At 57.5% G+C, this 25,469-nt stretch carries 23 protein-coding genes; 5 read left to right on the top strand and 18 right to left on the bottom strand.

Annotated elements, in window-relative coordinates; genetic code table 11:
• Positions 1-87: 87 nt before the first annotated feature.
• The 16 genes from L0664_RS04750 to fnrL form a co-directional block, all read right to left on the bottom strand.
• On the bottom strand, positions 88-306 hold the full coding sequence (locus tag L0664_RS04750) for a formate dehydrogenase subunit delta (protein ID WP_235224470.1): 219 nt from the start codon (positions 304-306) through the stop codon (positions 88-90).
• Positions 296-1,087: a formate dehydrogenase accessory sulfurtransferase FdhD gene (gene fdhD, locus L0664_RS04745; protein WP_235224469.1), complete on the bottom strand. Its 792-nt coding sequence runs from the start codon at positions 1,085-1,087 to the stop codon at positions 296-298. The genes L0664_RS04750 and fdhD overlap by 11 nt, the downstream gene beginning before the upstream one ends.
• The gene (fdhF, locus tag L0664_RS04740) at positions 1,084-3,981 is read right to left on the bottom strand and encodes a formate dehydrogenase subunit alpha (RefSeq protein ID WP_235224468.1); all 2,898 of its coding nucleotides are present in this window, start codon (positions 3,979-3,981) and stop codon (positions 1,084-1,086) included. The genes fdhD and fdhF overlap by 4 nt, the downstream gene beginning before the upstream one ends.
• Positions 3,978-5,495: a formate dehydrogenase beta subunit gene (locus L0664_RS04735; RefSeq protein ID WP_235224467.1), complete on the bottom strand. Its 1,518-nt coding sequence runs from the start codon at positions 5,493-5,495 to the stop codon at positions 3,978-3,980. The genes fdhF and L0664_RS04735 overlap by 4 nt, the downstream gene beginning before the upstream one ends.
• On the bottom strand, positions 5,492-5,959 hold the full coding sequence (locus L0664_RS04730; RefSeq protein WP_235224466.1) for a formate dehydrogenase subunit gamma: 468 nt from the start codon (positions 5,957-5,959) through the stop codon (positions 5,492-5,494). The genes L0664_RS04735 and L0664_RS04730 overlap by 4 nt, the downstream gene beginning before the upstream one ends.
• Before the next feature lie 87 nt (positions 5,960-6,046).
• Positions 6,047-6,937 (bottom strand): LysR family transcriptional regulator, encoded by an 891-nt coding sequence (locus L0664_RS04725; RefSeq protein WP_235224465.1) that lies wholly within the window; start codon positions 6,935-6,937, stop codon positions 6,047-6,049.
• 65 nt (positions 6,938-7,002) lie between these two features.
• Positions 7,003-8,604, bottom strand: a complete 1,602-nt coding sequence (locus L0664_RS04720) for a sulfatase-like hydrolase/transferase (protein WP_235224464.1) — start codon at positions 8,602-8,604, stop codon at positions 7,003-7,005.
• Positions 8,605-8,663: 59 nt separating this feature from the next.
• The gene (gene ccoS / locus L0664_RS04715) at positions 8,664-8,804 is read right to left on the bottom strand and encodes a cbb3-type cytochrome oxidase assembly protein CcoS (protein ID WP_235224463.1); all 141 of its coding nucleotides are present in this window, start codon (positions 8,802-8,804) and stop codon (positions 8,664-8,666) included.
• Positions 8,801-10,918, bottom strand: a complete 2,118-nt coding sequence (locus L0664_RS04710; RefSeq protein ID WP_235224462.1) for a heavy metal translocating P-type ATPase — start codon at positions 10,916-10,918, stop codon at positions 8,801-8,803. The genes ccoS and L0664_RS04710 overlap by 4 nt, the downstream gene beginning before the upstream one ends.
• Entirely contained in the window at positions 10,915-11,367 is a 453-nt protein-coding gene (locus L0664_RS04705; RefSeq protein WP_235224461.1) for a FixH family protein, read from the bottom strand. The genes L0664_RS04710 and L0664_RS04705 overlap by 4 nt, the downstream gene beginning before the upstream one ends.
• Positions 11,364-12,782, bottom strand: a complete 1,419-nt coding sequence (gene ccoG / locus L0664_RS04700) for a cytochrome c oxidase accessory protein CcoG (protein WP_235224460.1) — start codon at positions 12,780-12,782, stop codon at positions 11,364-11,366. Before ccoG ends, L0664_RS04705 begins: the two co-directional genes overlap by 4 nt.
• Positions 12,783-12,928: 146 nt before the next feature.
• Complete coding sequence (gene ccoP / locus L0664_RS04695) at positions 12,929-13,792, bottom strand: cytochrome-c oxidase, cbb3-type subunit III (RefSeq protein WP_235224459.1); 864 nt, start codon at positions 13,790-13,792, stop codon at positions 12,929-12,931.
• On the bottom strand, positions 13,785-14,021 hold the full coding sequence (locus L0664_RS04690; protein WP_235224458.1) for a cbb3-type cytochrome c oxidase subunit 3: 237 nt from the start codon (positions 14,019-14,021) through the stop codon (positions 13,785-13,787). The genes ccoP and L0664_RS04690 overlap by 8 nt, the downstream gene beginning before the upstream one ends.
• Before the next feature lie 9 nt (positions 14,022-14,030).
• A complete protein-coding gene (ccoO, locus tag L0664_RS04685) occupies positions 14,031-14,756 on the bottom strand; it encodes a cytochrome-c oxidase, cbb3-type subunit II (RefSeq protein ID WP_235224457.1) in 726 nt (241 codons plus the stop codon).
• 11 nt (positions 14,757-14,767) lie between these two features.
• Positions 14,768-16,384, bottom strand: coding sequence for a cytochrome-c oxidase, cbb3-type subunit I (gene ccoN, locus L0664_RS04680; protein WP_235224456.1), 1,617 nt, complete (start codon positions 16,382-16,384; stop codon positions 14,768-14,770).
• A gap of 112 nt (positions 16,385-16,496) precedes the next feature.
• Positions 16,497-17,228: a transcriptional regulator FnrL gene (gene fnrL / locus L0664_RS04675; RefSeq protein WP_235224455.1), complete on the bottom strand. Its 732-nt coding sequence runs from the start codon at positions 17,226-17,228 to the stop codon at positions 16,497-16,499.
• Between the two features lie 52 nt (positions 17,229-17,280).
• Here fnrL and hemN point away from each other — a divergent pair, with 52 nt between their 5' ends.
• Both hemN and L0664_RS04665 read left to right on the top strand, forming a co-directional pair.
• Positions 17,281-18,636, top strand: coding sequence for an oxygen-independent coproporphyrinogen III oxidase (gene hemN, locus L0664_RS04670; RefSeq protein WP_235224454.1), 1,356 nt, complete (start codon positions 17,281-17,283; stop codon positions 18,634-18,636).
• 176 nt (positions 18,637-18,812) lie between these two features.
• A complete protein-coding gene (locus L0664_RS04665; RefSeq protein ID WP_235224453.1) occupies positions 18,813-21,002 on the top strand; it encodes an NADP-dependent isocitrate dehydrogenase in 2,190 nt (729 codons plus the stop codon).
• A gap of 99 nt (positions 21,003-21,101) precedes the next feature.
• Here the strand turns inward: L0664_RS04665 and L0664_RS04660 are convergent, their stop codons facing one another.
• Positions 21,102-21,437, bottom strand: coding sequence for a hypothetical protein (locus L0664_RS04660; protein ID WP_235224452.1), 336 nt, complete (start codon positions 21,435-21,437; stop codon positions 21,102-21,104).
• Between the two features lie 193 nt (positions 21,438-21,630).
• Entirely contained in the window at positions 21,631-22,554 is a 924-nt protein-coding gene (locus tag L0664_RS04655) for a LysR substrate-binding domain-containing protein (RefSeq protein ID WP_235224451.1), read from the bottom strand.
• Between the two features lie 102 nt (positions 22,555-22,656).
• On the opposite strand from L0664_RS04655, the gene L0664_RS04650 reads away from it, so the two are divergent.
• From L0664_RS04650 to L0664_RS04640, 3 genes are all read left to right on the top strand, one after another.
• The gene (locus tag L0664_RS04650; protein WP_235224450.1) at positions 22,657-23,643 is read left to right on the top strand and encodes a sterol desaturase family protein; all 987 of its coding nucleotides are present in this window, start codon (positions 22,657-22,659) and stop codon (positions 23,641-23,643) included.
• A gap of 138 nt (positions 23,644-23,781) precedes the next feature.
• On the top strand, positions 23,782-24,420 hold the full coding sequence (locus L0664_RS04645; RefSeq protein ID WP_235224449.1) for a PEBP family protein: 639 nt from the start codon (positions 23,782-23,784) through the stop codon (positions 24,418-24,420).
• A gap of 23 nt (positions 24,421-24,443) precedes the next feature.
• Complete coding sequence (locus L0664_RS04640) at positions 24,444-25,400, top strand: YHYH protein (RefSeq protein WP_235224448.1); 957 nt, start codon at positions 24,444-24,446, stop codon at positions 25,398-25,400.
• Positions 25,401-25,469: the final 69 nt, after the last annotated feature.

The following is a 25,469-nucleotide window of genomic DNA, read 5'->3' as shown; positions in this document are numbered from 1 at the left end:
GTACCTGCCGCCATATCAAGACGTTATGGCCCTGTCGCGTGGCAGGCAAGCGTGGAAACCCTGACCATTTCGGGGCAAGGCGTGGCGTTAGGCTGGCAGTTCCAGCACTCGTTTGCACCCGTCCAGCGCCAGCGGGCTCAGCCCGTCACCGCCGTTTTTCAGATGATCGGCCAGCTGGTCCAGCATACGCGGTTCCCAGAATTCCTTTAGGTGGTCGGCAACGCGGCCCGCTTTGTCCGCATCTGGCTGCGTTGCGAAAAACGTGGCGATCTGGTTGGCCATACGGGTGATTTTGTCAGGCGACATCTGAAGCCTCCTCGGTTTGGATGCGATTGGGATGGGTGAAAACTTCAAACGTATCATCGCGCGCCAACGCGACGAGAGTAATATTAGCGGCCTCAGCCGTCTTGACCGCCAGCGTGGTGGGCGCAGACACAGCAAGGATCACCGGTGCCCCCGCCATGGCCGATTTTTGGACCATTTCAACCGACACGCGGGACGTCAAAACCACCGCGCCAACGGTGCAATCAACCGTAGCACCGATCAGTTTATCCAGCGCATTGTGCCGCCCCACGTCTTCGCGAATAGCGACAAGCCCTTGTTTTAGATCAAAGAAAGCAGCGGCATGAACCGCGCGAGTCTTATCGTGCAGCGCCTGACCGTCGCGCAGGGCCCGCATTGCTGACGCGATTTGGGTTGGGGTCAACGTCGCAGTCGCCGTCACCGCAGGCACAGTGCGTGCGGCCTGTTCAAGACTGTCGATACCACACAATCCGCAGCCCACAGGGCCCGCCATGGCACGGCGGCGGGTGGCCAGTGTTTCGGCCTCACCCTCGGGCAACCACATCTGGACCTCTATTCCGTTTTCGTGGGCCACAACATCGATGCTATCGGGCGTGCCCCAGCCTTCGGTGCGGGTAAACCCGCGCCCGAAATCGACCAGATCGCAGGGCGTCGCCATCATGACGGCTTGGGTGGTTCCGTTATAAACCAGCGCCACGGGCACCTCTTCGGGCAGCGCACGCGTGGTTTGCACCGCGCACCCTTTGCTGACCGTCAGGGCGTTTGTGGCGCGCGATCCTGTCATTCAGCAGCCGGAAGAATGCGGCGCGATTGTTCGGCCTGTTCGTTATATTCTTCTTGCCATTCGGACGGACCATTGGACAGCGCGACCTGCACCGCCGTGACCTTGTATTCAGGGCAGTTCGTGGCCCAATCCGAATAATCCGTGGTGATCACATTGGCCTGCGTGTCAGGGTGGTGGAAGGTCGTGTAAACCACACCCGTGGAGACGCGGTCCGTAATGGTGGCTCGCAATTGCGTTTCGCCGGCACGGGACGCAAGACGCACATATTGACCATCGCGAATGCCGCGCACTTCGGCGTCATGCGGGTGAATTTCGAGCAGATCTTCCTCATGCCACTGCGAATTTTCCGTGCGACGCGTCTGCGCGCCGACGTTGTATTGCGACAAGATGCGCCCCGTCGTCAGCAGCAGCGGGAAGCGTGGCCCTGTCTTTTCGTCCGTCGCCACATATTCGGTGATGATGAACTGGCCTTTGCCGCGTGCGAAACCGTCGATGTGCATGATGGGCGACCCATCAGGTTTGTCATCGTTGCAGGGCCACTGCACGGACCCGCGTGTTTCGAGCATTTCATAGTTCACATTGGCAAAACCAGGCGTTGTGGCTGCAATTTCATCCATGATCTGGCTCGGGTGCGTGTAGGTCCAGCCGCTGTCCATGGCGTTGGCCAACAGCATCGTGACCTCCCAATCGGCATAGCCGTTTTTCGGGGCCATCACCTTGCGCACGCGGTTGATGCGGCGTTCGGCGTTGGTGAATGTGCCGTCCTTCTCAAGGAACGTGGAACCGGGCAGGAACACATGGGCGTAGTTGGCCGTTTCGTTCAAGAACAGATCATGCACGATCACACATTCCATCGCCTCAAGCCCGGCTTTGACGTGTTTGGTGTCAGGGTCGGATTGCAGGATGTCTTCGCCTTGGATGTAGATGCCTTTGAACGTGCCATCGACAGCCGCGTCCAACATGTTAGGGATGCGCAGGCCGGGTTCGGGGTCGATTGTGGTGCCCCAAATCGCCTCAAACACTTCGCGGGTGGCGTCGTCGGACACGTGGCGGTAGCCGGGCAGTTCGTGCGGGAAAGACCCCATATCACAGGCACCTTGCACGTTATTCTGACCGCGCAGCGGGTTCACGCCCACGCCGTTTTTGCCCAAGTTGCCCGTCATCATCGCAAGGTTCGCGATGGCCATAACGGTGGTCGATCCTTGTGAGTGTTCGGTGACACCCAAACCGTAATAGATCGACCCATTGCCGCCTGTGGCGAACAATTTGGCCGCCGCGCGCAGTTCTGTGGCATCCACGCCTGTCAACATCGCTGTCGCTTCGGGGGAATGGCGCGGGTCGGAGATAAATTCAGCATAATGCGCAAATTCGTCCCAGTCACAGCGGGTGCGGATGAAATCCTCGTCCATCAGCCCCTCGGTGACGATCACATGGGCGATGGATGACAAAACAGCCACGTTCGTGCCCGGAAGCAGCGGCAGGTGATGCTGTGCTTCGATGTGCGCGGATTTCACGATGTCGGTGCGGCGCGGGTCAATTACGATCAGCTTAGCCCCTGCCCGCAGACGTTTTTTCAGGCGGGATGCAAACACAGGGTGACCGTCCGTCGGGTTCGCACCGATGATGATAACGACGTCAGTTTCTTCAACGGAATCAAAGTTCTGCGTACCAGCGGACGTACCGAACGTCGTCTTCAAACCGTACCCGGTAGGTGAATGGCAGACCCGCGCGCAGGTGTCGGTGTTGTTGTTGCCAAAGGTCGAGCGGATCATCTTCTGGACGAGGTATGTTTCCTCGTTCGTGCAACGGCTGGATGTGATGCCGCCGATGGATTTGACGCCGTGTTTGGATTGCAGATCGCGCAGTTTGGTGGCGGTGTAGTTGATCGCCTCGTCCCAGCTGACTTCGCGCCATGGGTCCGTGATCTTGTCGCGGATCATCGGGTTCAGGATACGGTCGTTGTGGTTGGCATAGCCCCATGCAAAGCGGCCCTTCACGCAGGAATGGCCACGGTTGGCTTCGCCGTGTTTGTAAGGCGTCATGCGAACGAGTTCGTCGCCGTTCAGTTCAGCCTTGAACGAACAGCCGACGCCGCAATAGGCGCAAGTTGTAATCACGGAGCGTTCCGGCGTGCCCATTTCGATCACGGATTTTTCCTGCAACGTCGCCGTCGGGCAGGCCTGCACGCAGGCACCACAAGACACACAATCAGACGACATGAAATCATCGCCGCCAGCACCCGCAGACACGCGGCTATCAAAACCGGACCCCGTGATGGTCAATGCGAATGTGCCCTGCACTTCTTCGCAGGCGCGCACGCAACGGCTACACACAATGCACTTGGCGGGATCATAAGTGAAATAGGGATTGCTGTCGTCTTTGGGGATGAATTGGGTATTCACGTCGCCAGATGAATTGCGCGCCTCGAAATGGTTTGCGACGGCCTCATAGCGCACATCGCGCAGACCGACCATTCCGGCCATGTCTTGCAATTCACAATCACCGTTGGCCGCGCAAGTCAGACAATCCAGCGGGTGATCGGAAATGTACAATTCCATCACGCCTTTACGTATCTTTTTGACCTTGGAAGATTGCGTTTTCACAATCATGCCGTCCATCACAGGGGTCGTGCAGGACGCGGGCGTGCCGCGGCGGCCCTCGATTTCAACAACGCACAAACGGCAGGATCCAAAGGCCTCAAGGTTGTCGGACGCACAGAGCTTTGGCACCTGAATGCCCGCTTCCGCAGAGGCGCGCATGACGGATGTGCCTTCGGGCACCGTCACATCGAAGCCATCGATCTTTAGCGTTACCATCGTAGTCGATTTTGATCGCGGCGTGCCCATATCGATGTCGCCATTCGCCATGCGGGTGGGGAGGATGAAATCTTTCATTCGGCAGCTTCCTTCTGGGTCGCAAAATCGTCTGGGAAATTATGGAGAGCGGACAAAACAGGGTAAGGTGTGAACCCGCCAAGCGCGCAAAGTGAGCCGTCTTTCATCGTCTCACACAGGTCTTCGAGCAGCGGGATCGCATCCGCGTCGCCCTTGCCGATACGGTCAATCGTTTCAACACCGCGCACGGCACCGATGCGGCACGGCGTACATTTGCCGCAGCTTTCAACGGCACAAAATTCCATCGCGAACCGCGCCATACCCAGCATGTTGGCCGTGTCGTCGAACACAACAAGGCCAGCGTGGCCGATCAGCCCGCCCTGCCCGTCAAATTCTTCGTAACCAAACGGCGTGTCGAACTTGTCGCGCGGCATATACGCGCCCAGCGGCCCGCCGACCTGCACGGCCTTAACCGGCGCGCCGGACAATGTGCCGCCCGCAACCGTGTCGACCAATTCACCCAGCGGCATGCCGAAGGCCGTTTCATACAGCCCGCCAAATTTCACGTTGCCCGCGATCTGGATCGGAATCGTGCCCTTTGACCGACCAAGGCCAAAGTCCGCATAATGCTGCGCGCCTTTTTCAAGGATCACCGGAACCGTCGCCAATGAAATCACGTTGTTCACAACGGTTGGTTTGCCCAAGAACCCCTCGAGGGCGGGCAGCGGTGGCTTGGCCCGCACGACGCCGCGCTTGCCTTCAAGCGAGTTCAGCAAAGACGTCTCTTCGCCGCACACATAAGCCCCCGCACCAACGCGGATTTCCATATCAAAGCTGCGACCAGAGCCGAGGACATCCGCGCCAAGCACCCCGGCATTTCGCGCCAAAACCACAGCCTTTTCCATGATATCAATCGCGTCAGGGTATTCAGACCGCAAATAAACATAGCCCTTCGTGGCCTCAACGGCCAAACCGGCGATGATCATGCCCTCGATCAAGGTGAAGGGGTCGCCCTCCATGATCATGCGGTCGGCAAATGTGCCGCTGTCGCCCTCATCCGCGTTGCAGACGATATATTTCTGGTCGGCTTGCGCCCCCAGAACCGTGTTCCATTTGATGCCCGTCGGGAAGCCCGCACCACCACGGCCGCGCAGACCGGAGGTTGTGACTTCTTCGACAACATCCGCTGGCGTCATGGCAATCGCATTGCGCAATCCGGCCAGACCGCCGTGCGCCTCGTAATCCGCCAGATCAAGCGGGTCGATCACACCGCAGCGCTGGAACGTCAGGCGCGTTTGGCCCTTCATCCAGTCCAGTTGTTCAACCAGACCGAGGCTGGTCAATTTGCCGTCCAGCAAAGCGGGCACATCGGACACGTCAACCGCACCGTAGCCAATACGGCCCGCGTCGGTTTCGACTTCTACCAACGGTTCGAGCCAGATCATGCCGCGTGTGCCGTTGCGCACAACCGTGACGTCCAAGCCGCGCGTCGCTGCCTGCGCAACAATGGCATCCGCCACATCATTCGCGCCAAGGGACAATGCTGCCGAGTCGAGGGGGACGTAAATTTTCATGCGCCGGCCTCCGCCAAAATCTTGTCGAGCTTTGCGTGATCCACACGGCCCACAACCTTACCATCCACCATCGCGGCCGGCCCGCAGGCACACAGACCAAGGCAATACACAGGTTCCAGCGTCACGTTCCCGTTCGCTGTTGTGCCATGCCATTCAACGCCCAATTTTTCGAAAGCACGTTCAGACAATGCGTTCGCACCAACAGACTGACATGCCTCGGCGCGGCAAATTTTCACGACATGCTTGCCCGCAGGGGCATCGCGGAAATCGTGGTAAAATGTAATGACGCCATGAACCTCTGCGCGGGTGATGTTCAGATGATCCGCGATGATCTGAACAACGTCGCCCGGAATGAACCCGAATTCGGCCTGAACGCTATGTAAAATAGGCAATAGCGGTCCCTCAAGCCCGGAATTCTGGGCGAGGATCGCGGTCATGGTTTCGGTGGTCTGCGCGTCAGCCATATGGCAACTCCTTTAATTACAGGAATTATCGCTGTTTTTGCGCGGGCAATCAATATCGCTGTTCCGTTTATTGATAGAAGACTCCTATCAATATCCCTTGAGCTCGGATAGCGACCTGGCGCGTTCCAAAAGCGCCGCGAGCACAGGGGTGAACGGTTCGCGGTGCGGCGCAACGAGGCCGACAACATGGCTCGCGTCTGGTTCGATCAAGGGCACCGATCCAATATCATCCCCCTTGAGGAAAATTTCAGCCGCACGCACGGGCAGAATCGTAGCCCAGTTGGAGCGAACTACATGGCTGACCAGCACCACGACCGAGGTGCTTTCGATTTGCGGCGCGACCTCAACCCCTGCTTCGCTGAGGTGCTGGTTGATAATGCGGCGGTTTTGCATGTCTGGCGTCAAGAGACACAGCTGGACATCGGCAAGATCAGACCATTTCACAGGTCCGTTCAGCAATGGATGGCCAGATTTGGCGACCAAAACATAGCGTTCCGCGTACAAAGGCACCGTCGTCACACGGCCCAGCGGTTCGTTATCAAGGTAGGTCAGCCCCGCATCAATTTCGAGGTTTTCGAGCATCGAAAGAATTTCGGCAGAGGTTTTGGACTGTACCGAAAACCGAACATTCGGGTGGGCGGCGCCAAACCCTGCTGTCAGGTCGCTGACCACGGTAAGGGCTGTCGGGATCACCGCAAGGCGCAGATCGCCTGACAGGCCTTCGCGGGCGACGCGCATTTCCTGGCGCAAAGACCGCGCGTCCCCGACGATCCGGCGTGCCCAATCCAGCGCGCGCTGTCCTTCAGGGGTCAGCCCTTGATAGCGTGACCCACGCCACACCAGCATCACGCCCAGTTGATCCTCAAGCTGTTTGATTGCCGCTGATAACGTCGGTTGGGTAACGCCCTGCGCCGCAGCAGCCCGGCCAAAGTGTTCTTCGCGTGCAAGGGCAATGAACATTTCCAATTTGTCGATCATGGCGCGGCCTTTCGATAGGATATGCCTATCAAATACCCCAGCAACAATTGATGCAACCCTGTCGTTTAGCTGTTGTTGCGCGCCTGCGCGGCGCGGTGTTCGGCCTCATCCCAGAACCCGATCAGGATACCGCTTGCTGATGCGGGTTTGGCGTTTTCGATTTCGGCCTGCGTTTGCGTGACCCGCGTTTTACCGCCCAAGGCCCAGTCCAGAACATGGGCCTGCATGCGGCCGCATTCATCCGCAAAGGCCGGATCGCCGCCAAGGTCGTTGAATTCCTGCGGATCGGTTTCAAGATCAAACAGCATCGCCGGAAGCCCCTTGGCGTAGACGTATTTCCAGCGCCCATCAAAGGCCATGACCATCCCGCAATCCTCGGCCGGATGGCCAAGGGCGGCGCGCGTGGAAATGTGACTGAAATCGGCCTGCGAAAACGCACAGGTCCGCCAGTCGGTCTCCTCCCCGCGGATCAATGGCAGCAAGGATCGCCCTTCTAGGATATGCGATTGAACATCGCCGCCCATGAAATCCACGATGGTCGGGGCCAGATCGATGGCTTCGCTTAAGCGTGGATCGGTGGTGCCGCGTGTGGCGTCTGCCTGCGGTGACGGATCATAAATAATCATCGGCACCCGCACGGATTGGTCATGAAAATACAGCTTTTCACCCATCCAATGATCGCCCAGATAATCGCCGTGGTCAGACGTGAACACAATCATCGTGTCCATCATCCGGCCTGTGTCTTCCATAAAGGTAATTAGCCTGCCGATATGATCATCGATCTGGGTGATCAGACCCATGTAGCTTGCGATGACCTTTTCACGCGCGCCGTCGCGGTTGTAGATTTGTGAATGGCGAACGTCTTGATTGTGGCGATACACCGGATGCGCGTCGGTCTTTTCATGGCCGGCGCGCACGGGTGCCACGATGTCATCGGGCCCATACATGTCATGGTAGGGCGCAGGTGCAGCCATGGGCCAATGGGGCTTGATGTAGCTGAGGTGAAGGCACCAAGGATCGCCGTCCGCCTGCTGCATGAATTCAATCGCGCGAGTTGTGGAATAGGCGGTTTCGGAATGTTCTTCGGGGATGCGCGCCGGCAGATGCGCATTTTCGTTCAACCAGCCGTTTTTCACCTTCCCGTCTATGTCGACGACTGATGCCGCCCATTCTTCCCACGGGTTTTCACCATCAAATCCGTGGCGTCGCAAATAGTCGTTGTAATGGCTTGGCGCGCGCCCGCCCGTTGGGTGCAGGCCATCAAGACGGTCCCAAACGTCAAAACCGCATTCTGCAATGTGACGTCCTTTGGGACTGTCAGGATCAATGCCAAGGCGCGCCATACCGTCCACGTCAGCGCGCATATGGGTCTTACCGCACAGCACGGCGCGCGCACCAAACTTGTTCAGGTGATCGCCCAGCGTCCATTCGCCGACCCGCAACGGCACCTGATTGTAATCAGACCCGTGGCTGCGGACGTAGCGCCCCGTATACGTGCTCATCCGGCTGGGGCCGCAGATCGGGCTTTGGACGTAGGATTGGCTAAACTGCACGCCGCGCGCCGCAAGGGCGTCAATGTTGGGGGTGCGAATGGTCGGGTGGCCGCCGCAGCCCAGATAATCGGCGCGCAACTGGTCGCACATGATGAAAAGAACGTTCTTGGTCATCCGCCTGCCCTGCTGTCGTGTGCACCCTTACGGGATCACATTTACAATGGGCGAAATGCCTAATCGTCGTCCAGCAAAATGCGCGCTGCATTGCCTTTGTCGTCGTCGTACTGATCCGACCGTACCGTCCACAAAAACGCCGCCAAACCCACACCGCCAAGGAAAAGCGAAACAGGTATCAAAATAACCAGAACATTCATTTCACAAACCTCATCCGTTGGGAATTCATAAGCACGGTAATAGATGACAGCGACATCGCAAGGGCCGCGGCCAGCGGTGTCGCAAATCCGGCCAGGGCGATGGGCACAGCGATCAGGTTATAGACCGCCGCGATGGCAAAGTTTTGTTGCGACAGGCTGCGGCTGGCCGCAGCGACGGCCAGCACAAGCGGCAGATCCACAAAGCTTTCCTTCAGCGCGACAACATCGGCTGCGTTGCGCGACGCCTCAAGCGCTGTGGACGGGGCGATGGACGCATGCGCGCTGGCCAATGCGGCGGTGTCATTCAACCCGTCCCCGACCATCAAAACAGCGTGGCCCTGCGCTGCCAATGCATCCAGACGATCCAGTTTGTCTTGTGGGCGCGCCTGCGCCGTAACGGGCAACCCGATCTGATTGGCAATGGTTTGGGCAGGGCCAATCGCGTCCCCCGTCAGGATTTCGGCGGGCAGTTTCAGGTGGGTCAGCGCGTCCTTGATCCCGCGGCGCAACGTTTCGGATGCTTCGATTTCATGGGCGGCGCCATCACCGAGCTTCAGCCCAAGCCCTGCGAAATCTGCACCAAGCCACGCACCCCGGCCAAGGCGCACAATCTGGCCCGCATGACGGCCCTGAACACCCTGCCCTGCGATTTCTTCGATATCGTGCAGCGTGGCTGGAACGACCTCACCGACCTCCTCAACCAAAGCCTTGGACAGGGGGTGGTTTGATGCCTGCGCGAGCGCCTTTGCGATGGCTTTGTCGCGGTCATTGAAGTGCGAAGATAGGGAAATCGCGGGCAGTGTCAGGGTTCCGGTCTTGTCGAACACGATGTGATCAACGTCCGCCAGCCGTTCAAGCGCGGTTGCGTGTTTCACCAGATACCCCGCAGAAAACAACCGGCTTATGGCGGCTGTAGAAACCGCAGGCACAGCAAGGCCAAGGGCGCAGGGACACGTGATGATCAACACCGCGATTGCGATGTTAAGGGAATGGCGCACATCACCCGTCGCCACGACCCAGCCCAGAAAGGCGACCAAGGCCAGCAGGTGAACGGCGGGCGCATAGATTTGCGCAGCGCGGTCCGCCAGTGCCGTATAGCTGTTGCGCCCGTTTTCCGCCGTTTCGATCATCGCGGCCATGCGGCGCAGGGATGTGTCTTCGCCCACGGCTGTCGCGCGAATGTGCAGCGGCGCGCCAAGGTTCACTTCGCCCATCTGCAACGCATCCCCACGGTCGACAGAAACGGCCGCGCTTTCGCCTGTCAGCAAGGCGCGGTCCATAACTGCCCCTTCGGTTTCCAGAACACCGTCAACAGGTACGCGCGCGCCCGACGCCACCAGCACCACATCGCCAATTTGAAGGACTGCGGCATTGACCGTCTGCACGCCATTGGCCGTCAACCGCTGGGCCGTCTGAACCTCAAGCGCGGTGAGTTCTTTCGCGGCAGAGCGCGCGGCACTGCGCGTCTGGTGGTCCATGTACCGCCCGATCAGCAGGAAAAACGTCAACGACAGGGCCGCATCGAAATAGGCGTGTTCGCCACCGTTCAGCGTTTCAAACAGTGACATGCCAGCGGCAAGGATGATGGCCAGCGAAATCGGCACATCCATATTCAGGCGACGCACGCGCAAGGCCGACCACGCATTCTGGAAAAACGGCTGGCCGGAATAGGCGACCACGGGCAGCGCGATCATGGCTGAAATCAGGTGGAACAGATCACGGGTCGCATCCACAGCGCCGGACCACACGGCAACGGACAACAACATGACATTCATCATTGCAAAACCAGCAACGGCCATGCGCAACAGCAACACGCGGCCCTGATCATCACGCGCCGCGCTCAGCGCTTCGAGGTCGAGGGGGTAGGCCTCAAACCCTAAATTCGTCAGGTTCGCCTCAATCACGGAGGGGTCAACGGGCCCTTCCACGGTCAGGCGTTTCAGTGACAGATTAACACGCACTGACTGCACGCCGGGCACCGCCGCAAGGCCGCGTTCGATCTTACCGATGCAGGCCGCGCAATGGATCGTGGGCAGCGAAAATTGCAGGCCGGGGCCGGTCGCTATGTCCTCGGCCAAGGGGGCGGCGCTACAGGCGGGACAGGCCGATATCATCCCGCGACCTCAACGATCACCCGCTGTTCAAACAGGGTTCCGTCAGCTGCGCGGGCGCGCAATCGCAGGTTCCAGTTGCCCTCACCACCATCAATCGTGGCCCGCAGGGCTGTGCCATCAAATTCAAACACAGGCGTCTGGTCTTGCCCCACATGGGTGGCCCGCCCGAATGTCGCGCGTTCGATCTGGGGGGCAATCGCTGCGCCATCCTCAAGAATGATTAACGAAAGTATGTTTCCGCTGAGCTGCGCGGACACGTCCCACCCCAGCGCAAGCTGTGCTGTGCGGTTTTCATCAAACGCCTGACTGGCGACGTAGGAATTGGCGACCTCCAACCCCGGAAACGTGCGCACGGCGTTGTAGGCCAGTGTCAGATTGACCGAGATGATGACGCCAAACGCCATGATGAAGCCTGTTAAAACGTGCCATCCTTTGATTTCGGTTATCATTGGTCTCTCCCGTTGAAAGTGGTGTTGCGGCTGGCGCGTTCGTTTGTGTCGATGTCTTCAACCCAAAGACGCAAATCTGTCATGGCGATGGTGGCCGCCGGATCATTGGCGCGGGCTGTCACGTAAACGCGTTGCAAAATCGTGGTGTCGGCGGGGATCTGAACGGTGCGAAGACCATCCGCCCCTTCAAGATCGATCCGCAGGATTTCATCGCTCGTCAGGCTCAGATGGAATGTGCGATCATCGCCCGTTTTATTGCGCAAACGCACGTCATAAATGTTGCGTACAGCCCCGTCAGACTGCAGCACATAGGTCGGATTGCGCACGGGGCTGACCGTCAGTTCGACATCCGTGCGGATGAACAAGGCATACATCAAACCGACACCGATCGCGCCCCAAATGGCGGTGTAAAAGATCGTGCGTGGGCGCAGTATATGTTTCCAGACGAGTGTGGGTGGTTGGCCCGCACGTTCTGCCGGCTCGTCTGACAGCGCGATATAATCGATCAAGCCGCGCGGTTTGCCGATCTTTTCCATCACATCATCGCAGGCATCAATGCACAGCGCGCAGGTGATACATTCCATTTGCTGACCATCGCGGATGTCGATCCCCACAGGGCAGACATTCACGCAGGCCATGCAATCGATGCAATCGCCCTGCTCGGCACCGTCTTTGACCTCGGCGGAATGGCGGCGTGGTTCGCCGCGCCATTCGCGGTAAGCGACGGTGATGGTGTCAGGGTCCATCATCGCAGCCTGAATGCGCGGCCATGGGCAGGCATAAATACAGATTTGTTCGCGCGCAAAGCCGCCAAACAGAAACGTGGTCGCTGTTAGAATGGCGATGGTGATGTAGGCGGCCGGATGCGCCGAAAAGTTCAGCAAGTTAGTCAACAAAGTGGGGGCGTCCGTAAAATAGAACACCCACGCGCCACCTGTCGCGACCGCGATGACCAACCAGATGCCCCATTTGAACAGCCGCAGGCGCCATTTCTTGAGATCCCACCTGGCATTGTACAGGCGCACCCGCGCGTTGCGGTCTCCCTCAATCCAGCGTTCAACCAGAATAAACAGGTCGGTCCAAACCGTTTGCGGGCAAGTATAGCCACACCACACCCGGCCCATGGCAGATGTGAACAAGAACAGGCCAAGCCCCGCCATGATCAGCAGTCCCGCCACAAAATAGAATTCGTGGGGCCAGATTTCGATCCAGAAGAAATAGAAGCGGCGGTTCGCCATATCGACCAGCACGGCTTGATCGGGTAGGTTCGCGCCTCGGTCCCATCTGATCCAAGGGGTGATGTAGTAAATCCCCAAGGTGATCGCCATGATCCACCATTTCAGATTGCGAAAACGGCCCGATACTTTGCGGGGAAAGACCGGTTCTTGCGGCGCATAAAGGGTCGATTGGGTCATACACGGGGTCCCTTGGTATGCTTTGTTCTAACCAGCGGCACTGGTACGGGCTTTGATCTCGATCAAAAAAACCACCGATGCGTCGTTTTGCACCGGTGGGGAGTACCCCCCGACTTTTGGGGCTAGGGATTGGTCAGGCGCGCGGGTTATTCACCGCCGCCAAGCGCGTGGACATAGATCGACACAGCGCGCACGTCTTCATCGCTTAGGCGTTGGCCCCAGGCTGGCATGACCCCGTAGCGGGCATTGCGCACGGTGTATTCGACCGTCTGTCGCGAACCGCCATAAAGCCAGATCGCATCCGCCAGGTTCGGCGCGCCAAGGTCACGATTGCCCAAACCTTCGTCGCCGTGACAGGCCGCGCAATTGTCCATGAATAGATCAACGCCCGCCTCTGCCAGATCGGCATCAAATTCTGTGGACGACAGGCTGATCACATATTCCACCACCGCTGCGATTTCATCGTTTTCAAAGATGTCATCGTAGGCGGGCATTTCAGAATAGCGGGAGTCAAAGTCGGTATCGTTTCGGATGCCGTGATTGACAGTGTAGACGATGTTTTCAATGTCACCGCCCCAAAGCCAATCGTTGTCCAACAAATTGGGATAGCCGACAGCGCCCGCCGCCCCTGCCCCGTGACACTGGCTGCACTGCGCCTTGAACACCGCACTGCCGCGCGCGTTGGCATAGCGGTGCAAATCGCTTGTCGGTGCCAGTGTCGTCAGATCAGCGGCCAGAAGTTCCGCCACAAGGCCTTCGTTCTGGGCGTTGTGTGCGGCGATGTCACTGGCGACTTGGCCACGGGTCGAATATTCAAGCAGACCCTTGGTTGCGCCTGAAATCATTGGCCACGCCGGATAGGCGATGCTGTATCCGATGCCCCAAACCACACAGGCATAAAGCGTCCAAAGCCACCAACGCGGCAGCGGGTTGTTCAGCTCTTCGATGCCGTCCCAGCTGTGACCGGTGGTTTCTACGCCGGTTTCTTTATCAATTTTGCGATCAGACATTGCGCAGGCCTTTCATCTTGTCGTCCACCGCTTTGCTTGCGCAATCTGCGCAAGTGCCCGCGCATTTGGATGGGGGAATATCATTTCGAAACGGAATCTGGCTTGCGTCTTCGCGGGCGCTGTTTTGGCTGGGTAGAAAAGCCCAGATCGCAGCCCCCAGAAAGAAGCCGAACATCGCCAGCAACACCCAGCTGTCCGCGAATTCACGCAAAAGGGAATAGGTTTCCATTGATGCCTCCTATCGGCTTGCGTCTGGGGTGAAGGTTGAAAAATCAACCATCGTGCCAAGGATCTGCAGATACGCGATCAGCGCGTCCATTTCCGTCAGCTCTGGCTGGCCATCAAAGTTGGACACAGCCGCACCGGGGTACCGTTCAAGCATCCCGTCCCAGTCCGCATCCGGGTCGGCCTGCACCATGAAATCTGACGAGGCCTGTTCGATCTGTTCGTCCGAGTAAGGAACGCCGACAAAACGGTGCGTCGCCAGCAATGCTTCGATCTGTTCGCCCTCAATCTCTACATCCGCCAAAAATGCATATTTCGGCATGATGCTTTCGGGAACGACGGATTGTGGATCCATCAGGTGATCCACGTGCCACGCATCCGAATACCGCCCACCCACGCGGGCCAGATCAGGCCCTGTGCGTTTGGACCCCCACTGGTGCGGGTGGTCATACATCGATTCCGCGGCCAGTGAATAATGCCCGTAACGTTCGACTTCGTCGCGCATGGGGCGGATCATTTGGCTGTGACACACATAGCACCCTTCGCGGATGTAAATGTCACGGCCCGTCAGTTCCAGCGGACTGTAGGGGCGCACCCCTTCGACCTCTTCGATGGTGTTTTCGAGCCAGAAAAGCGGCGCGATTTCCACAATCCCCCCGACCGTGACGACCAACAACGAGAAGGTCAAAAGCAAGGTCGGGCTTTTTTCGAGGATGGCGTGTTTGTCTAAAATACCCATGGGTCGGTTCCTTATTCAGCCGGAACGGCGTTGGGGTTACGGGCGGGCAGTGGCGCATTCGCGGGTTTGGCCCCGCGAATGGTCATCCACATGTTCCAGCACATGATCAAAGCACCGCTGAGGAACAAAACACCCCCAAGGCCGCGCACGACATACATCGGGAACTTCGCGCTCACGGTGTCTGCAAAGGAGTTGACCAAGAAGCCCTGGTCATCGACCTCGCGCCACATCAAACCTTCCATGATGCCGGTGACCCACATGGACGCGGCGTACAAAACGATACCGAGCGTCGCGAGCCAGAAGTGCCAGTTGATCGCTGATTCAGAATACATTTTCGCGCGCCCCCACAGTTTGGGTGTGAGGAAGTAGATGCAGGCGAATGTGATCATGCCGTTCCAACCAAGTGCGCCGGAATGCACGTGCCCGATGGTCCAGTCTGTATAGTGTGACAGGCTGTTCACCGCGCGGATCGACATCATCGGACCCTCGAATGTGGACATGCCGTAAAAGCCAAGGGACAGAACGAACATCCGCATGATCGGATCGGTGCGCAATTTGTCCCACGCGCCTTGCAGTGTCATCAGACCGTTGATCATACCGCCCCAGCTGGGCATCCACAGGATGATCGAAAACACCATGCCAAGGGTCGATGCCCAATCCGGCAGCGCGGTGTAGTGCAAGTGGTGCGGACCCGCCCAGATGTACAAAAAGATCAGCGCCCAGAAGTGGATGATCGACAGTTTATAGGAATAAACCGGACGGCCCGCCTGCTTGGGCACGAAGTAGTACATCATGCCAAGGAAACCGGCAGTGAGGAAAAAGCCAACCGCGTTGTGGCCATACCACCACTGCGTCATCGCATCCTGCACACCCGAAAAGATTTGCACAGATTTGCTGCCCCAGATCGACACTGGGATTGAGATGTTATTAACAAGGTGGAGCATCGCCACGGTGATGATGAAGCTTAAGAAGAACCAGTTTGCAACGTAGATGTGTTTTTCACGGCGCTTGAAGATCGTGCCCAAAAAGACCGCGAGATAGGCCAGCCAGACGATTGTCAGCCAGATATCGACGTACCATTCAGGTTCTGCATATTCTTTGGATTGCGTGGCACCCAGAAGGTATCCGGTTGCCGCCAACACGATGAACAACTGATAGCCCCAAAACACGAACCACGCCGTGTTGCCGCCCCAAAGACGCGCCGCACTGGTGCGTTGCACAACATAAAGGGATGTCGCGATCAGCGCGTTGCCACCAAACGCAAAAATCACCGCTGAGGTGTGCAGCGGGCGCAGGCGGCCGAAGTTGGTAAATGGTTGCCCCCAGTCAAAATTCAGCGCCGGAAAGGCAAGCTGAAAGGCGATGAACGTGCCGACCAAAAAACCGGCGATGCCCCAAAATGCGGTTGCGATCACGCCTGCGCGGATCACCCCGTCAAAGTAGATATCGCCGTTGATTGGTGCGCTTGGTGGTTCGTCCGTGCGCCGCAGCGTCCAGATAAACAAACCCGATGCAATGACCAGAATCAGAAACGCGTGCACGCGGTACGCAAGATCATGGCCCCAATTTGTGGCAATCGCGGCAAACAGCGCGACCAGCCCGAGAATTATCAATTTTGCATAGTTCATGGAGGTCCCCTTACAGCAACACGAAGCGAAAACGCTTCGGGTCTTTGGGGACTTCTAGATCGTGGGCCGGACGCGCACTTTGATCTAAATCAACTTACGGAAATTCACGCCCTTAGGCGACAATTCCGCCATCTGCGTCGTCGCCCGTTTCATCATGCAGGGCGGCCAAATCCTTAACGACGAAATGGCGACGGTCGGAAAAATCAATGATGCCGTCTTTCTTCAACGCGGTGAACTGACGGCTCACCGTCTCAAGCGTCAAACCAAGATAATCCGAGATTTGATCGCGCGTCATGTGCAGATCAATGTTCTTGGTGTGATCATCGTTGTTCATGCTTGAATGGCGCGACAACAGTTCGATGAACGTGGCGATTTTTTCGCGCGCGGTTTTGCGGCCCAACAAAACCATCCAGTCGCGTGCGGCATCCAACTCGTCCAGCGCAAGTTCCATAAGGCGCTGCGCCACATGGGGCGTGTCATCGATCAGTTTCTCAAACTTGACGCGGTCAAAGCAGCACAATGTCACGTCATCCGTCGCGGTGACGTCAAAATCAATAACCTTGCGCCCCGGTCTGCCGATAAATGCGGACGGCAGCATCAGCCCCACCATCTGGGTGCGCCCGTCTTCCATCGTCTTGGTCAGGGTCGCAACACCGCTCACGACGGAGGCGACAAATTCGAGAGGTTCACCGCGCCACAAAATCACATCACCAGAGGCATAAGTCCGGTAGGACTTCATGCTTTCCAGCATTGCCATTTCATCTTCGTCACACCGCGAACAGATCGCGCGGTGACGGATCGGGCATTGGTTGCATTTTATATGGCTTTTCAGAATTACATTCATCTAGTTGATCTACATCAAGGCATGGTTGTCATAATCCAGCTTACCTATGCCCATGAAAAAGATCGACAGCCTTCGTGAACTGGGACTATTTGACGCAAAAGTACCGCGTTACACCAGCTATCCACCCGCCAACCATTTTGAAAACGGTGTCGGGCAGCAATTCCAGAAAGACTGGCTGCGCGCCGTGCCGGACGGGTCTGATATTTCCGTTTATATCCACATCCCGTTTTGCAAACGCCTGTGCTGGTTTTGCGCCTGTCGCACGCAAGGCACGAAGACCATGCGCCCTGTTGATGCCTATGTCGAATACCTGCGCCGCGAAATCAAAACGGTGCGCGCCACCCTGCCCCGCGGCATTCGCATGGCGCGGCTGCACTTGGGCGGTGGTACTCCGACAATTCTGTCACCTGCCACGATGGCGCGGCTTCTGGATGATGTGTTTGATGCCTTCGCGACAGCCCCGGCATTTGAATTCTCGGTTGAAATTGACCCGACAGAGGCCAGCGATGCCTTGCTTCAAACGCTGGTCGGCTATGGTCTAAATCGCGCGAGCCTCGGGGTTCAGGATTTCGCCCCGAAAGTGCAAAAAGCCATCGGGAGGCCCCAATCATTAGATCAGACACGGTCCGTGATCACATTTTTGCGCGACAACGGCGTGACAGCCCTGAACCTTGATTTGCTATACGGATTGCCCCACCAAACACCAGAAAGTTTTCGCCAGACCCTTGATCACGTGATCGCAATGGCGCCCGATCGGCTTGCGATTTATGGCTACGCCCATGTCCCATGGATGTCCAAACGCCAGATTATGATCAAGGACGAAGACCTGCCTAGCAACGAGGCGCGGTTCGAACTGGCGACAATGGCGCAGGTTGTGATGAACGCCCACGGCTATCGCACGATTGGGATAGATCATTTCGCCAAGCCGTCAGATGCATTGTTTATTGCGCAGCAAAACGACGAGGTTCGGCGCAATTTCCAGGGCTATACCGATGATCAATCAGATACGCTGATCGGGATCGGGGCCTCTGCCATCTCTCGTTTTCCCGATGGGTATGTGCAAAACGCCGTCGCGACATCGGCCTATCAGGACCGGATCGACAACACCCAACTGGCCGGGCACAAGGGCTATGCGATGCGCGGCGACGATACGATCATGTCGCAGATTATCGAAGATTTGTTGTGCCGCTTTAAGCTGAACACAGCCAAACTGCACGCGCAATTTCCGGCGCAATCTGCCGCAGTAAACGCCTGTAGCCTTATGCTTGTGCGCCAATACCCTGATCTGTTTTCAGTCGGCAAAGACGATCTGCAAATGCGAGATTGGGCCAAACCGCTGGTGCGCATTATCGCAAGCTCCGTTGATACCTTTTCGCGCACAAATACGGGCCACTCTGCGGCGATCTAGGGCCCGGCCGGTGCGCCCTAAAGGTCTGCAAGACCGGGCTGAGCGACGAGATTTGAAAATCAGGGCAAAGCAGCAGGGCGAATTGTCACCCCTTATGCCGTATACAACGGTATACTATCGACGCCACCATATTCATCGACTATGAGAACCCCAAATTACCCACATAGGAGATTCCCATGGCCGATATCATTTACACCAAAGTTGACGAAGCACCCGAACTCGCCTCTGCGTCGTTCCTGCCGATCATCCAGAAATTCGCCGCCGCCGCGGGCGTTTCCGTCGACACAATGGACATCAGCCTTACGGGGCGCATCCTTGCGACTTTCCCTGAAAACCTGACCGCCGATCAGCGCCAGTCAGATGATCTGGCCGAACTGGGCCGTCTGGTGAAAACCGCAGATGCCAATGTCATCAAACTCCCGAACATTTCAGCATCTGTTCCGCAGCTGAAGGCCGCGATTGCAGAACTCCAGCAGCAGGGATTTGATGTTCCTGATTATCCTGACGCGCCGACGTCGGGGGCACAAAAAGATGTGCAAGCTCGCTATGACGGCATGAAGGGATCGGCTGTGAACCCTGTCCTGCGCGAAGGCAATTCAGACCGCCGCGCCGCCAAGGCTGTCAAAAGCTTTGCTCAGAAAAACCCCCACCGGATGGGTGACTGGAGCGCGAACAGCAAGACCGAAGTGTCGTCTATGTCGGGTGGTGATTTCTTTTCCAACGAGGTGTCCGCCACACTGGCAAACGAAACGACAGCCAAAATCGTGCTGACGACCGACGCCGGTGAAACCGTTCTGAAGGACGACGTCACCTACCCTGCCGGCACCGTGGTTGATGCCACATTCATGAGCGCCGCTGCCCTCACGTCTTTCCTTGATACACAGATCGAAAAGACCAAAGAAGACGGCACATTGTTTTCATTGCACATGAAGGCAACGATGATGAAGGTGTCCGACCCGATCATCTTTGGCCACGCTGTACGTACGTTCTTGGCGCCTGTGTTCGAAAAGCATGGGTCTGCTATGGCAGACCTTGGGGTGAACCCGAACGCGGGCCTTGGCGATTTGCTGGCACGCGTGAAAGACGACGCTTCAATCCTCGCTGATATTGATGCCTGCATGGCTGACCGCCCACCGATGTATATGGTGGACAGCGACAAAGGCATCACGAACCTGCACGTGTCTTCGGATGTGATCATTGATGCGTCCATGCCCGCCCTGATCCGCGCTGGCGGCAAAGGCTGGGGGCCGGATGGCAAAGAACACGACGCCAATTGCGTCATCCCCGACAATTCCTATGCGCCTGTGTATGACGAAAGCATTAAGTTCTTCAAAGAGAACGGCAAACTCAACCCGGCAACTGCGGGCACCGTCCAGAACATTGGTCTAATGGCGCAAAAGGCCGAGGAATACGGTAGCCACCCGACCACGTTCGAAATTCCGGCAGCGGGCACCGTCAAAATGATCCTCGATGACGGCACGGTGTTGCATGAACATAACGTCGAGGCCAACGACATCTGGCGGTCTGCGTCTGCGCGCAAAGCCCCGATTGAAGACTGGGTGAACCTCGCGATTGATCGTCAGCGCCTTGAAGGCTGCCGCGCAATTTTCTGGCTGGATGCAAACCGCGCCCACGATGCCGAACTGATCGCATACGTCAAACCCATCCTTGAGGCCAAAGGGGTGGCCGACAAGTTTGAAATCATGGCCCCGCGCGAAGCCACCCGCGCATCGCTGGAAACCATCACAAAGGGTGAAAACACCATCGCCATTACTGGCAACGTGCTGCGCGATTACCTCACCGACCTGTTCCCGATCCTCGAACTGGCGACATCCGCCAAAATGCTGTCCATCGTGAAACTGATGAACGGTGGTGGTTTGTTTGAAACCGGTGCGGGCGGATCTGCGCCAAAGCACGTCCAGCAGCTGAACGAAGAAAACCACCTGCGCTGGGACAGCCTCGGCGAATTCTGTGCGCTGGGGGAAAGCCTGATGTTCCTGGCAGAAACCAAGAACAACGAACAGGCACGTGTGTTGGGCCAAGCAGTGGACGCCGCGACGCAAGGTATCTTGGACAACGGGCATTCCCCGTCGCGCAAAGTGGGTGAACCTGACAACCGCAACAGCCACTACTGGTTCGCGCGCTATTGGGCCGAAGCCTTGGCCGCACAAAGCGATGATGCGGCCCTTGCCGCACACTTTGCCCCCATCGCAACGGCACTCGCAGAGGGCGAAGCCGCGATTTTGGCAGAACTTGCAGCCGTGCAGGGCCCTGCTGTCGATCTGGGCGGCTACTACAAAACCGATGCCGCCAAAACAGCTGCTGTGATGCGCCCGTCAACGACGTTGAACGCCATCATCGGGTAAGCTGAACCAAAAAACGACAAACGCCCCTACCGCATACACAAACGGGCCGCCCCTTTTTCGGGGCGGCCCGTTCTTGGAGAGGGAGGATTTTTTGGTGTCTTAGTTGAACTCAAGCTCCTGCGTGTCCACGATCTCACCGTTGATCTTCAAGATCGCGATGGCGTCGGTGTTGGCGCGGTTAATGTCCACGCTGACGTCTAGGTTCGCGCCCGCCCGCACAGGTTCAGACCCGATCAACGCGCCGATTTCACCTTTGTGGAACGTGTAAACTTCGACGACCCCATTACCATCAGCACGCACCGTGCCCAGTTCGACCTGCTGCGGATTTTCCTGCTTCCCCGCGAAGTTTGAGATGTAGCTGTCAGCAGATGCGAAAGTTGCGCAAGTTGCGCAAGCGGCGAGGGCTGCGGCGGCGATTGCGAGTGTTTTAAACATGATATTATCCTTTTCTGCTCCGATTGAGGACGATGGTTAATGCCTCTTATACGGGGCGACATGGTGTGCTCCGTCGTTTTGGGGGCAGTGTTTGGTGCGGCGGATTGTGGCATTTCAATAAGATGCGATGCGACGAACCTGGGCCGTGATCGGGGCTCGCTAATAAGGGTTCGGCGATCACGTAATCGGGGGATCAGCGCCCCACGACACATCGTGCAGGGCCAGATTTGGCAAAATGGCTACGGCAGGCATTTACAAAATCCTGGACACTGCGCCGTGGGCGGGTCTTGTCGTATCCGACGGCCAAGGTCAGCGGCGCCAGATCGTCAGAAATCGGGCGCGCAACGACCTTTTCACCGCTGTAGGTCTCGCTCGTGCGCGGGCACATGTTCAAAATGGCGCACCCGCGCCCTGCCGCGACAAGGCTGCGGACCATTTCGGTTGAAGTCGCATAGGCCGCCACCGGAGCATCGCGCGCCCCCGTGCGAAACAAGCCATCGTAGTAGGCCGCAGCAACGGGGCGGTTCAACACCACCAAAGGTTCCTGCGCTAAATCAGCCATCGAGACCACGGATTGGCGCGCCAAAGGGTGCGCGACGGGCAGCAGGCAATAGGGGTGCGCTTCAATCAAGGGATCGTATGCAATGGCAGGACGGGCATCTTCGGCAACAAACAGGATCGCGTCGTATTTTCCGTTCATCAATCCGTCTTGGGCCTGATCGTTGTCGCATTCTTCCAATTCTAGCGTGACGTTGGTGCCCTCGGGCAGGAAGGCGTCGAAAATCTGCGGTAGAAAGGCAGGCGCGATCGGGGCGTAATATCCGATCCGCAAGGTCCCGCTCAGGGATTGCTTTAACTCGCCCCCTTCCGACAACAATGACTGATAGTCATCCAGCAACCGGATACATTTGCGGGCAACGGCGCGGCCGCTGGCATTGGCCTGAATTCCCCGCGCCCGCTGGCGGGTTACAAGGGTCAGGTCGAATTCGGCCTCCACTTGATCTATCGCCGCTGAAATTGCTGAAGCCGCGATATTTAGCTCAGCCGCGGCCTTGGCGATATTGCCGTGGCGCAACGCGGTGGTGAAATAGGTCATCGCCTTAAGGGTAAGCGCCATCGATACCTCTGATTTTCTGATGTTGTTTATACATTAATACTATTTTTCCTGTGAAGCCATCTGTGCGACACAGATACTATCGCCAACATCAAGAGGCCGCCCATGTCTGACGCACCCCTCAAAGGCTGGAACCATACACCCGACGTTCCATTACAGGTTTCACCGCTGTTCAGCTGGCCCCCACGCCCGATGGCCATTCTGGTGTGGCTGTGGAATTCGTGGTTCTTCATCACGGAACGCCTGATCGTCGTCGCGATTGCCTGCATTTCGTTTTATTGGTTCCAGCCCCCGCTTGAGGTGACACAGACGTTCGCGTTTGGCTGGATCGCAGAAATGTTTGTGCGCAACGTGATCCTCATGACCCTCGTGGCGGGCGGGCTGCATCTGTATTTTTACACCTTCACCAAACAGGGGCAGGAGTTAAAATATGATCCACGTCCGTTGATGAAAAACGGGCGCCAATTCACGTTGGGCGGCCAAATCCGTGACAATATGTTCTGGACGATTGCCAGCGGTGTGACCGTCTGGACCGCCTATGAGGTGCTGATGTTCTGGGCCATGGCCAACGGATATGCACCAATGCTGACATGGGCCGCCAACCTCGTGTGGTTCATCGCGCTATTCCTGCTGATCCCCGTTTGGGAAAGCTTTTATTTCTACTGGATACACCGTTTCCTGCACATTCCATTCTTTTACAAACACGTGCACGCCCTGCACCACCGCAACATCAACGTCGGACCTTGGTCGGGTATGGCGATGCATCCGGTGGAACATCTGATCTTCCTCGGGTCGGTTCTGATCCACTTTGTCGTGGCCGCTCACCCCGTCCATATCCTGTTCCATCTGCAATATTACGCGCTGACAGCGGCGACGACGCACACCGGGTTTGAAGGGATGGTTATCAAAGACAAAAACCGCCTAAAGCTCGGCACGTTTCACCACCAAATGCACCACCGCTATTTTGAATGTAACTATGGCTCTCTCGAACTGCCGTGGGACAAATGGTTCGGATCATTTCATGATGGCACCCCTGAATCCGATGCCAAGATCCGCGAACGGCGCAAGGCATTCACCAACGGGGCGAAGTAATTCAAACGCCAAAGCTTACAGGGTCGAACGGGCACAGGCGCAACGGTGTCAGACCACATTTGAAAATATGGCACGATGTGCGACGGAAGCCCGGGGGCTGCGCGTAAAATACAAAATACCCCAACGCAGGACAGTAGTATGATCCGTTTCCTCCCGACAATCGCCCTAATGGCCATGACAACAACCGCCACTGCCGAAACCTTTTCTGCAGATGTATGGGCAGACAACTGGTTTGAAATGCGCATCAACGGCGTACAAGTGGCACAAGACAGCGTGCCCATCACCACAGAAAGATCGTTTAACGCGGAAAGCTTTACCTTTGAGGCAGAACGCCCTTTCACAATCGGCCTGATCGCCAAGGACTTCAAAGAAAACGATACGGGTCTGGAATACATCGGATCGGGTCGCCAACAAATGGGCGATGGTGGTGTGATCGTACAAATCATGGACGAAGCGGGCGCTGTGGCCGCCGTCAGCGACAACACATGGCAATGCTACGTGATCCACACCGCCCCGCTTGATAAATCTTGTGAATCCGCATCCAATCCCGTGGCAGGCGAAGGGGCCTGCGGGTTTGACGCCGAAGATGAACCCGCCGATTGGGACAGCGCCGCCTTTGATGCATCTGACTGGCCCGCCGCAGATGTGTACTCTGCCAACGACGTCCGCCCGAAGGACGGATACGACCGCGTCGATTGGGTGGACGATGCCCAGCTAATCTGGGGCCCCGACCTTGAACAAAGCAACACGGTGTTGTGCCGCCTGACTGTCCAATGATCCACTTGGGCAAGACTGCACCGATGATACGCCGCCTCGCGCTCGCGCCGCTTCTTTGCCTGATTGCAGCCCCTGCATTCGCACACGAAGAACGTTGCGCCGCCGTTGCCGCGTCTGTGGATGACGCCGGATTTAGCGACAGCGTCACCGTCACCTGCACGGACAGTCACGCCACGCTGACATCTGACACCTATCCTGACCACGATATGATGACCGGAATAAGCGGAACCAATGAACAGATCCCCGTTCCCGCGCAATATGCAGCGCCAATCATCCTGGCACCGCAGTTCAGTGGCACCCCCCTCACGCGCGATGCCGCACTTGGCGTGGCCGTGAACGGCGTGCCCATCTACGACTACACCGGCGGCGGCGAAATGAACGTGGCAGACCTCGCGCATCATCAGGCCCAGCACGACACTTTACAAACCGGTCAGCTCGACCTGTGTGGCGGCCATGCGGGGCGCGGGGATGATTACCATTATCATGTCACGCCGACCTGCATGATTGATCAAATGGAAAACGCCGGACCGGATGCGATCATCGGCTGGGCGTTCGACGGATACCCGATTTACGGGGATGTGAATCCGGATGGAACCGCCATCAGCGCGGATGCACTGGATGTGTGCAACGGTCAGGCCGATGCCACATTCGGCTATCGCTATCACACCTCAAGCGATGCCCCCTATATCGTTCAATGCCTGATGGGTGTGGTTGAAAATTTCGATCAACTGCCACGTGTCCGCCCCCTGACTGCCGCAGGCGGTGGCGGCGGCACAGAGCCGGGCCGCCCGCCCCGTGGCGGCGTTGAAAACCTCGTGTTCACACAGAATGATGATGGCAGCCGAAGCATGGACTACACCTATCAAGGGCAAGATTATTACATCCGATACGCCCCGTCCGGTTCTGCCAATTGTTATGATTACACCACCAGCACCGTCACCAACGGCGGCACTATCATGGAAGGCGAATTCTGCAGATGACAATCCGGCGCAGGGTGACACTGGCCGTCCTCTGATCAGGTCTGGCCACGCCCTCAGCCCATAATCGGC

It is taken from the genome of Octadecabacter dasysiphoniae, from assembly GCF_021532615.1.
In the GTDB taxonomy this organism is placed as follows: Bacteria; Pseudomonadota; Alphaproteobacteria; order Rhodobacterales; family Rhodobacteraceae; genus Octadecabacter; species Octadecabacter dasysiphoniae.
This window is presented reverse-complemented; position numbering and strand designations above follow the sequence as displayed.

Excerpts from the sequence above, each read along its gene's own strand:
- ccoP (WP_235224459.1), bottom strand. The coding sequence starts at position 13,792 with ATGTCTGATCGCAAAATTGATAAAGAAACCGGCGTAGAAACCACCGGT.
- ccoO (WP_235224457.1), bottom strand. The coding sequence starts at position 14,756 with ATGGGTATTTTAGACAAACACGCCATCCTCGAAAAAAGCCCGACCTTG.
- L0664_RS04650 (WP_235224450.1), top strand. The coding sequence starts at position 22,657 with ATGTCTGACGCACCCCTCAAAGGCTGGAACCATACACCCGACGTTCCA.
- L0664_RS04655 (WP_235224451.1), bottom strand. The coding sequence starts at position 22,554 with ATGGCGCTTACCCTTAAGGCGATGACCTATTTCACCACCGCGTTGCGC.
- L0664_RS04720 (WP_235224464.1), bottom strand. The coding sequence starts at position 8,604 with ATGACCAAGAACGTTCTTTTCATCATGTGCGACCAGTTGCGCGCCGAT.
- ccoN (WP_235224456.1), bottom strand. The coding sequence starts at position 16,384 with ATGAACTATGCAAAATTGATAATTCTCGGGCTGGTCGCGCTGTTTGCC.
- ccoS (WP_235224463.1), bottom strand. The coding sequence starts at position 8,804 with ATGAATGTTCTGGTTATTTTGATACCTGTTTCGCTTTTCCTTGGCGGT.
- L0664_RS04690 (WP_235224458.1), bottom strand. The coding sequence starts at position 14,021 with ATGGAAACCTATTCCCTTTTGCGTGAATTCGCGGACAGCTGGGTGTTG.
- fdhD (WP_235224469.1), bottom strand. The coding sequence starts at position 1,087 with ATGACAGGATCGCGCGCCACAAACGCCCTGACGGTCAGCAAAGGGTGC.
- L0664_RS04710 (WP_235224462.1), bottom strand. The coding sequence starts at position 10,918 with ATGATATCGGCCTGTCCCGCCTGTAGCGCCGCCCCCTTGGCCGAGGAC.
- fnrL (WP_235224455.1), bottom strand. The coding sequence starts at position 17,228 with ATGAATGTAATTCTGAAAAGCCATATAAAATGCAACCAATGCCCGATC.
- L0664_RS04730 (WP_235224466.1), bottom strand. The coding sequence starts at position 5,959 with ATGGCTGACGCGCAGACCACCGAAACCATGACCGCGATCCTCGCCCAG.
- L0664_RS04660 (WP_235224452.1), bottom strand. The coding sequence starts at position 21,437 with ATGTTTAAAACACTCGCAATCGCCGCCGCAGCCCTCGCCGCTTGCGCA.
- L0664_RS04725 (WP_235224465.1), bottom strand. The coding sequence starts at position 6,937 with ATGATCGACAAATTGGAAATGTTCATTGCCCTTGCACGCGAAGAACAC.
- L0664_RS04735 (WP_235224467.1), bottom strand. The coding sequence starts at position 5,495 with ATGAAAATTTACGTCCCCCTCGACTCGGCAGCATTGTCCCTTGGCGCG.
- ccoG (WP_235224460.1), bottom strand. The coding sequence starts at position 12,782 with ATGACCCAATCGACCCTTTATGCGCCGCAAGAACCGGTCTTTCCCCGC.
- L0664_RS04640 (WP_235224448.1), top strand. The coding sequence starts at position 24,444 with ATGATACGCCGCCTCGCGCTCGCGCCGCTTCTTTGCCTGATTGCAGCC.
- hemN (WP_235224454.1), top strand. The coding sequence starts at position 17,281 with ATGAAAAAGATCGACAGCCTTCGTGAACTGGGACTATTTGACGCAAAA.
- fdhF (WP_235224468.1), bottom strand. The coding sequence starts at position 3,981 with ATGAAAGATTTCATCCTCCCCACCCGCATGGCGAATGGCGACATCGAT.
- L0664_RS04645 (WP_235224449.1), top strand. The coding sequence starts at position 23,782 with ATGATCCGTTTCCTCCCGACAATCGCCCTAATGGCCATGACAACAACC.
- L0664_RS04705 (WP_235224461.1), bottom strand. The coding sequence starts at position 11,367 with ATGATAACCGAAATCAAAGGATGGCACGTTTTAACAGGCTTCATCATG.
- L0664_RS04665 (WP_235224453.1), top strand. The coding sequence starts at position 18,813 with ATGGCCGATATCATTTACACCAAAGTTGACGAAGCACCCGAACTCGCC.
- L0664_RS04750 (WP_235224470.1), bottom strand. The coding sequence starts at position 306 with ATGTCGCCTGACAAAATCACCCGTATGGCCAACCAGATCGCCACGTTT.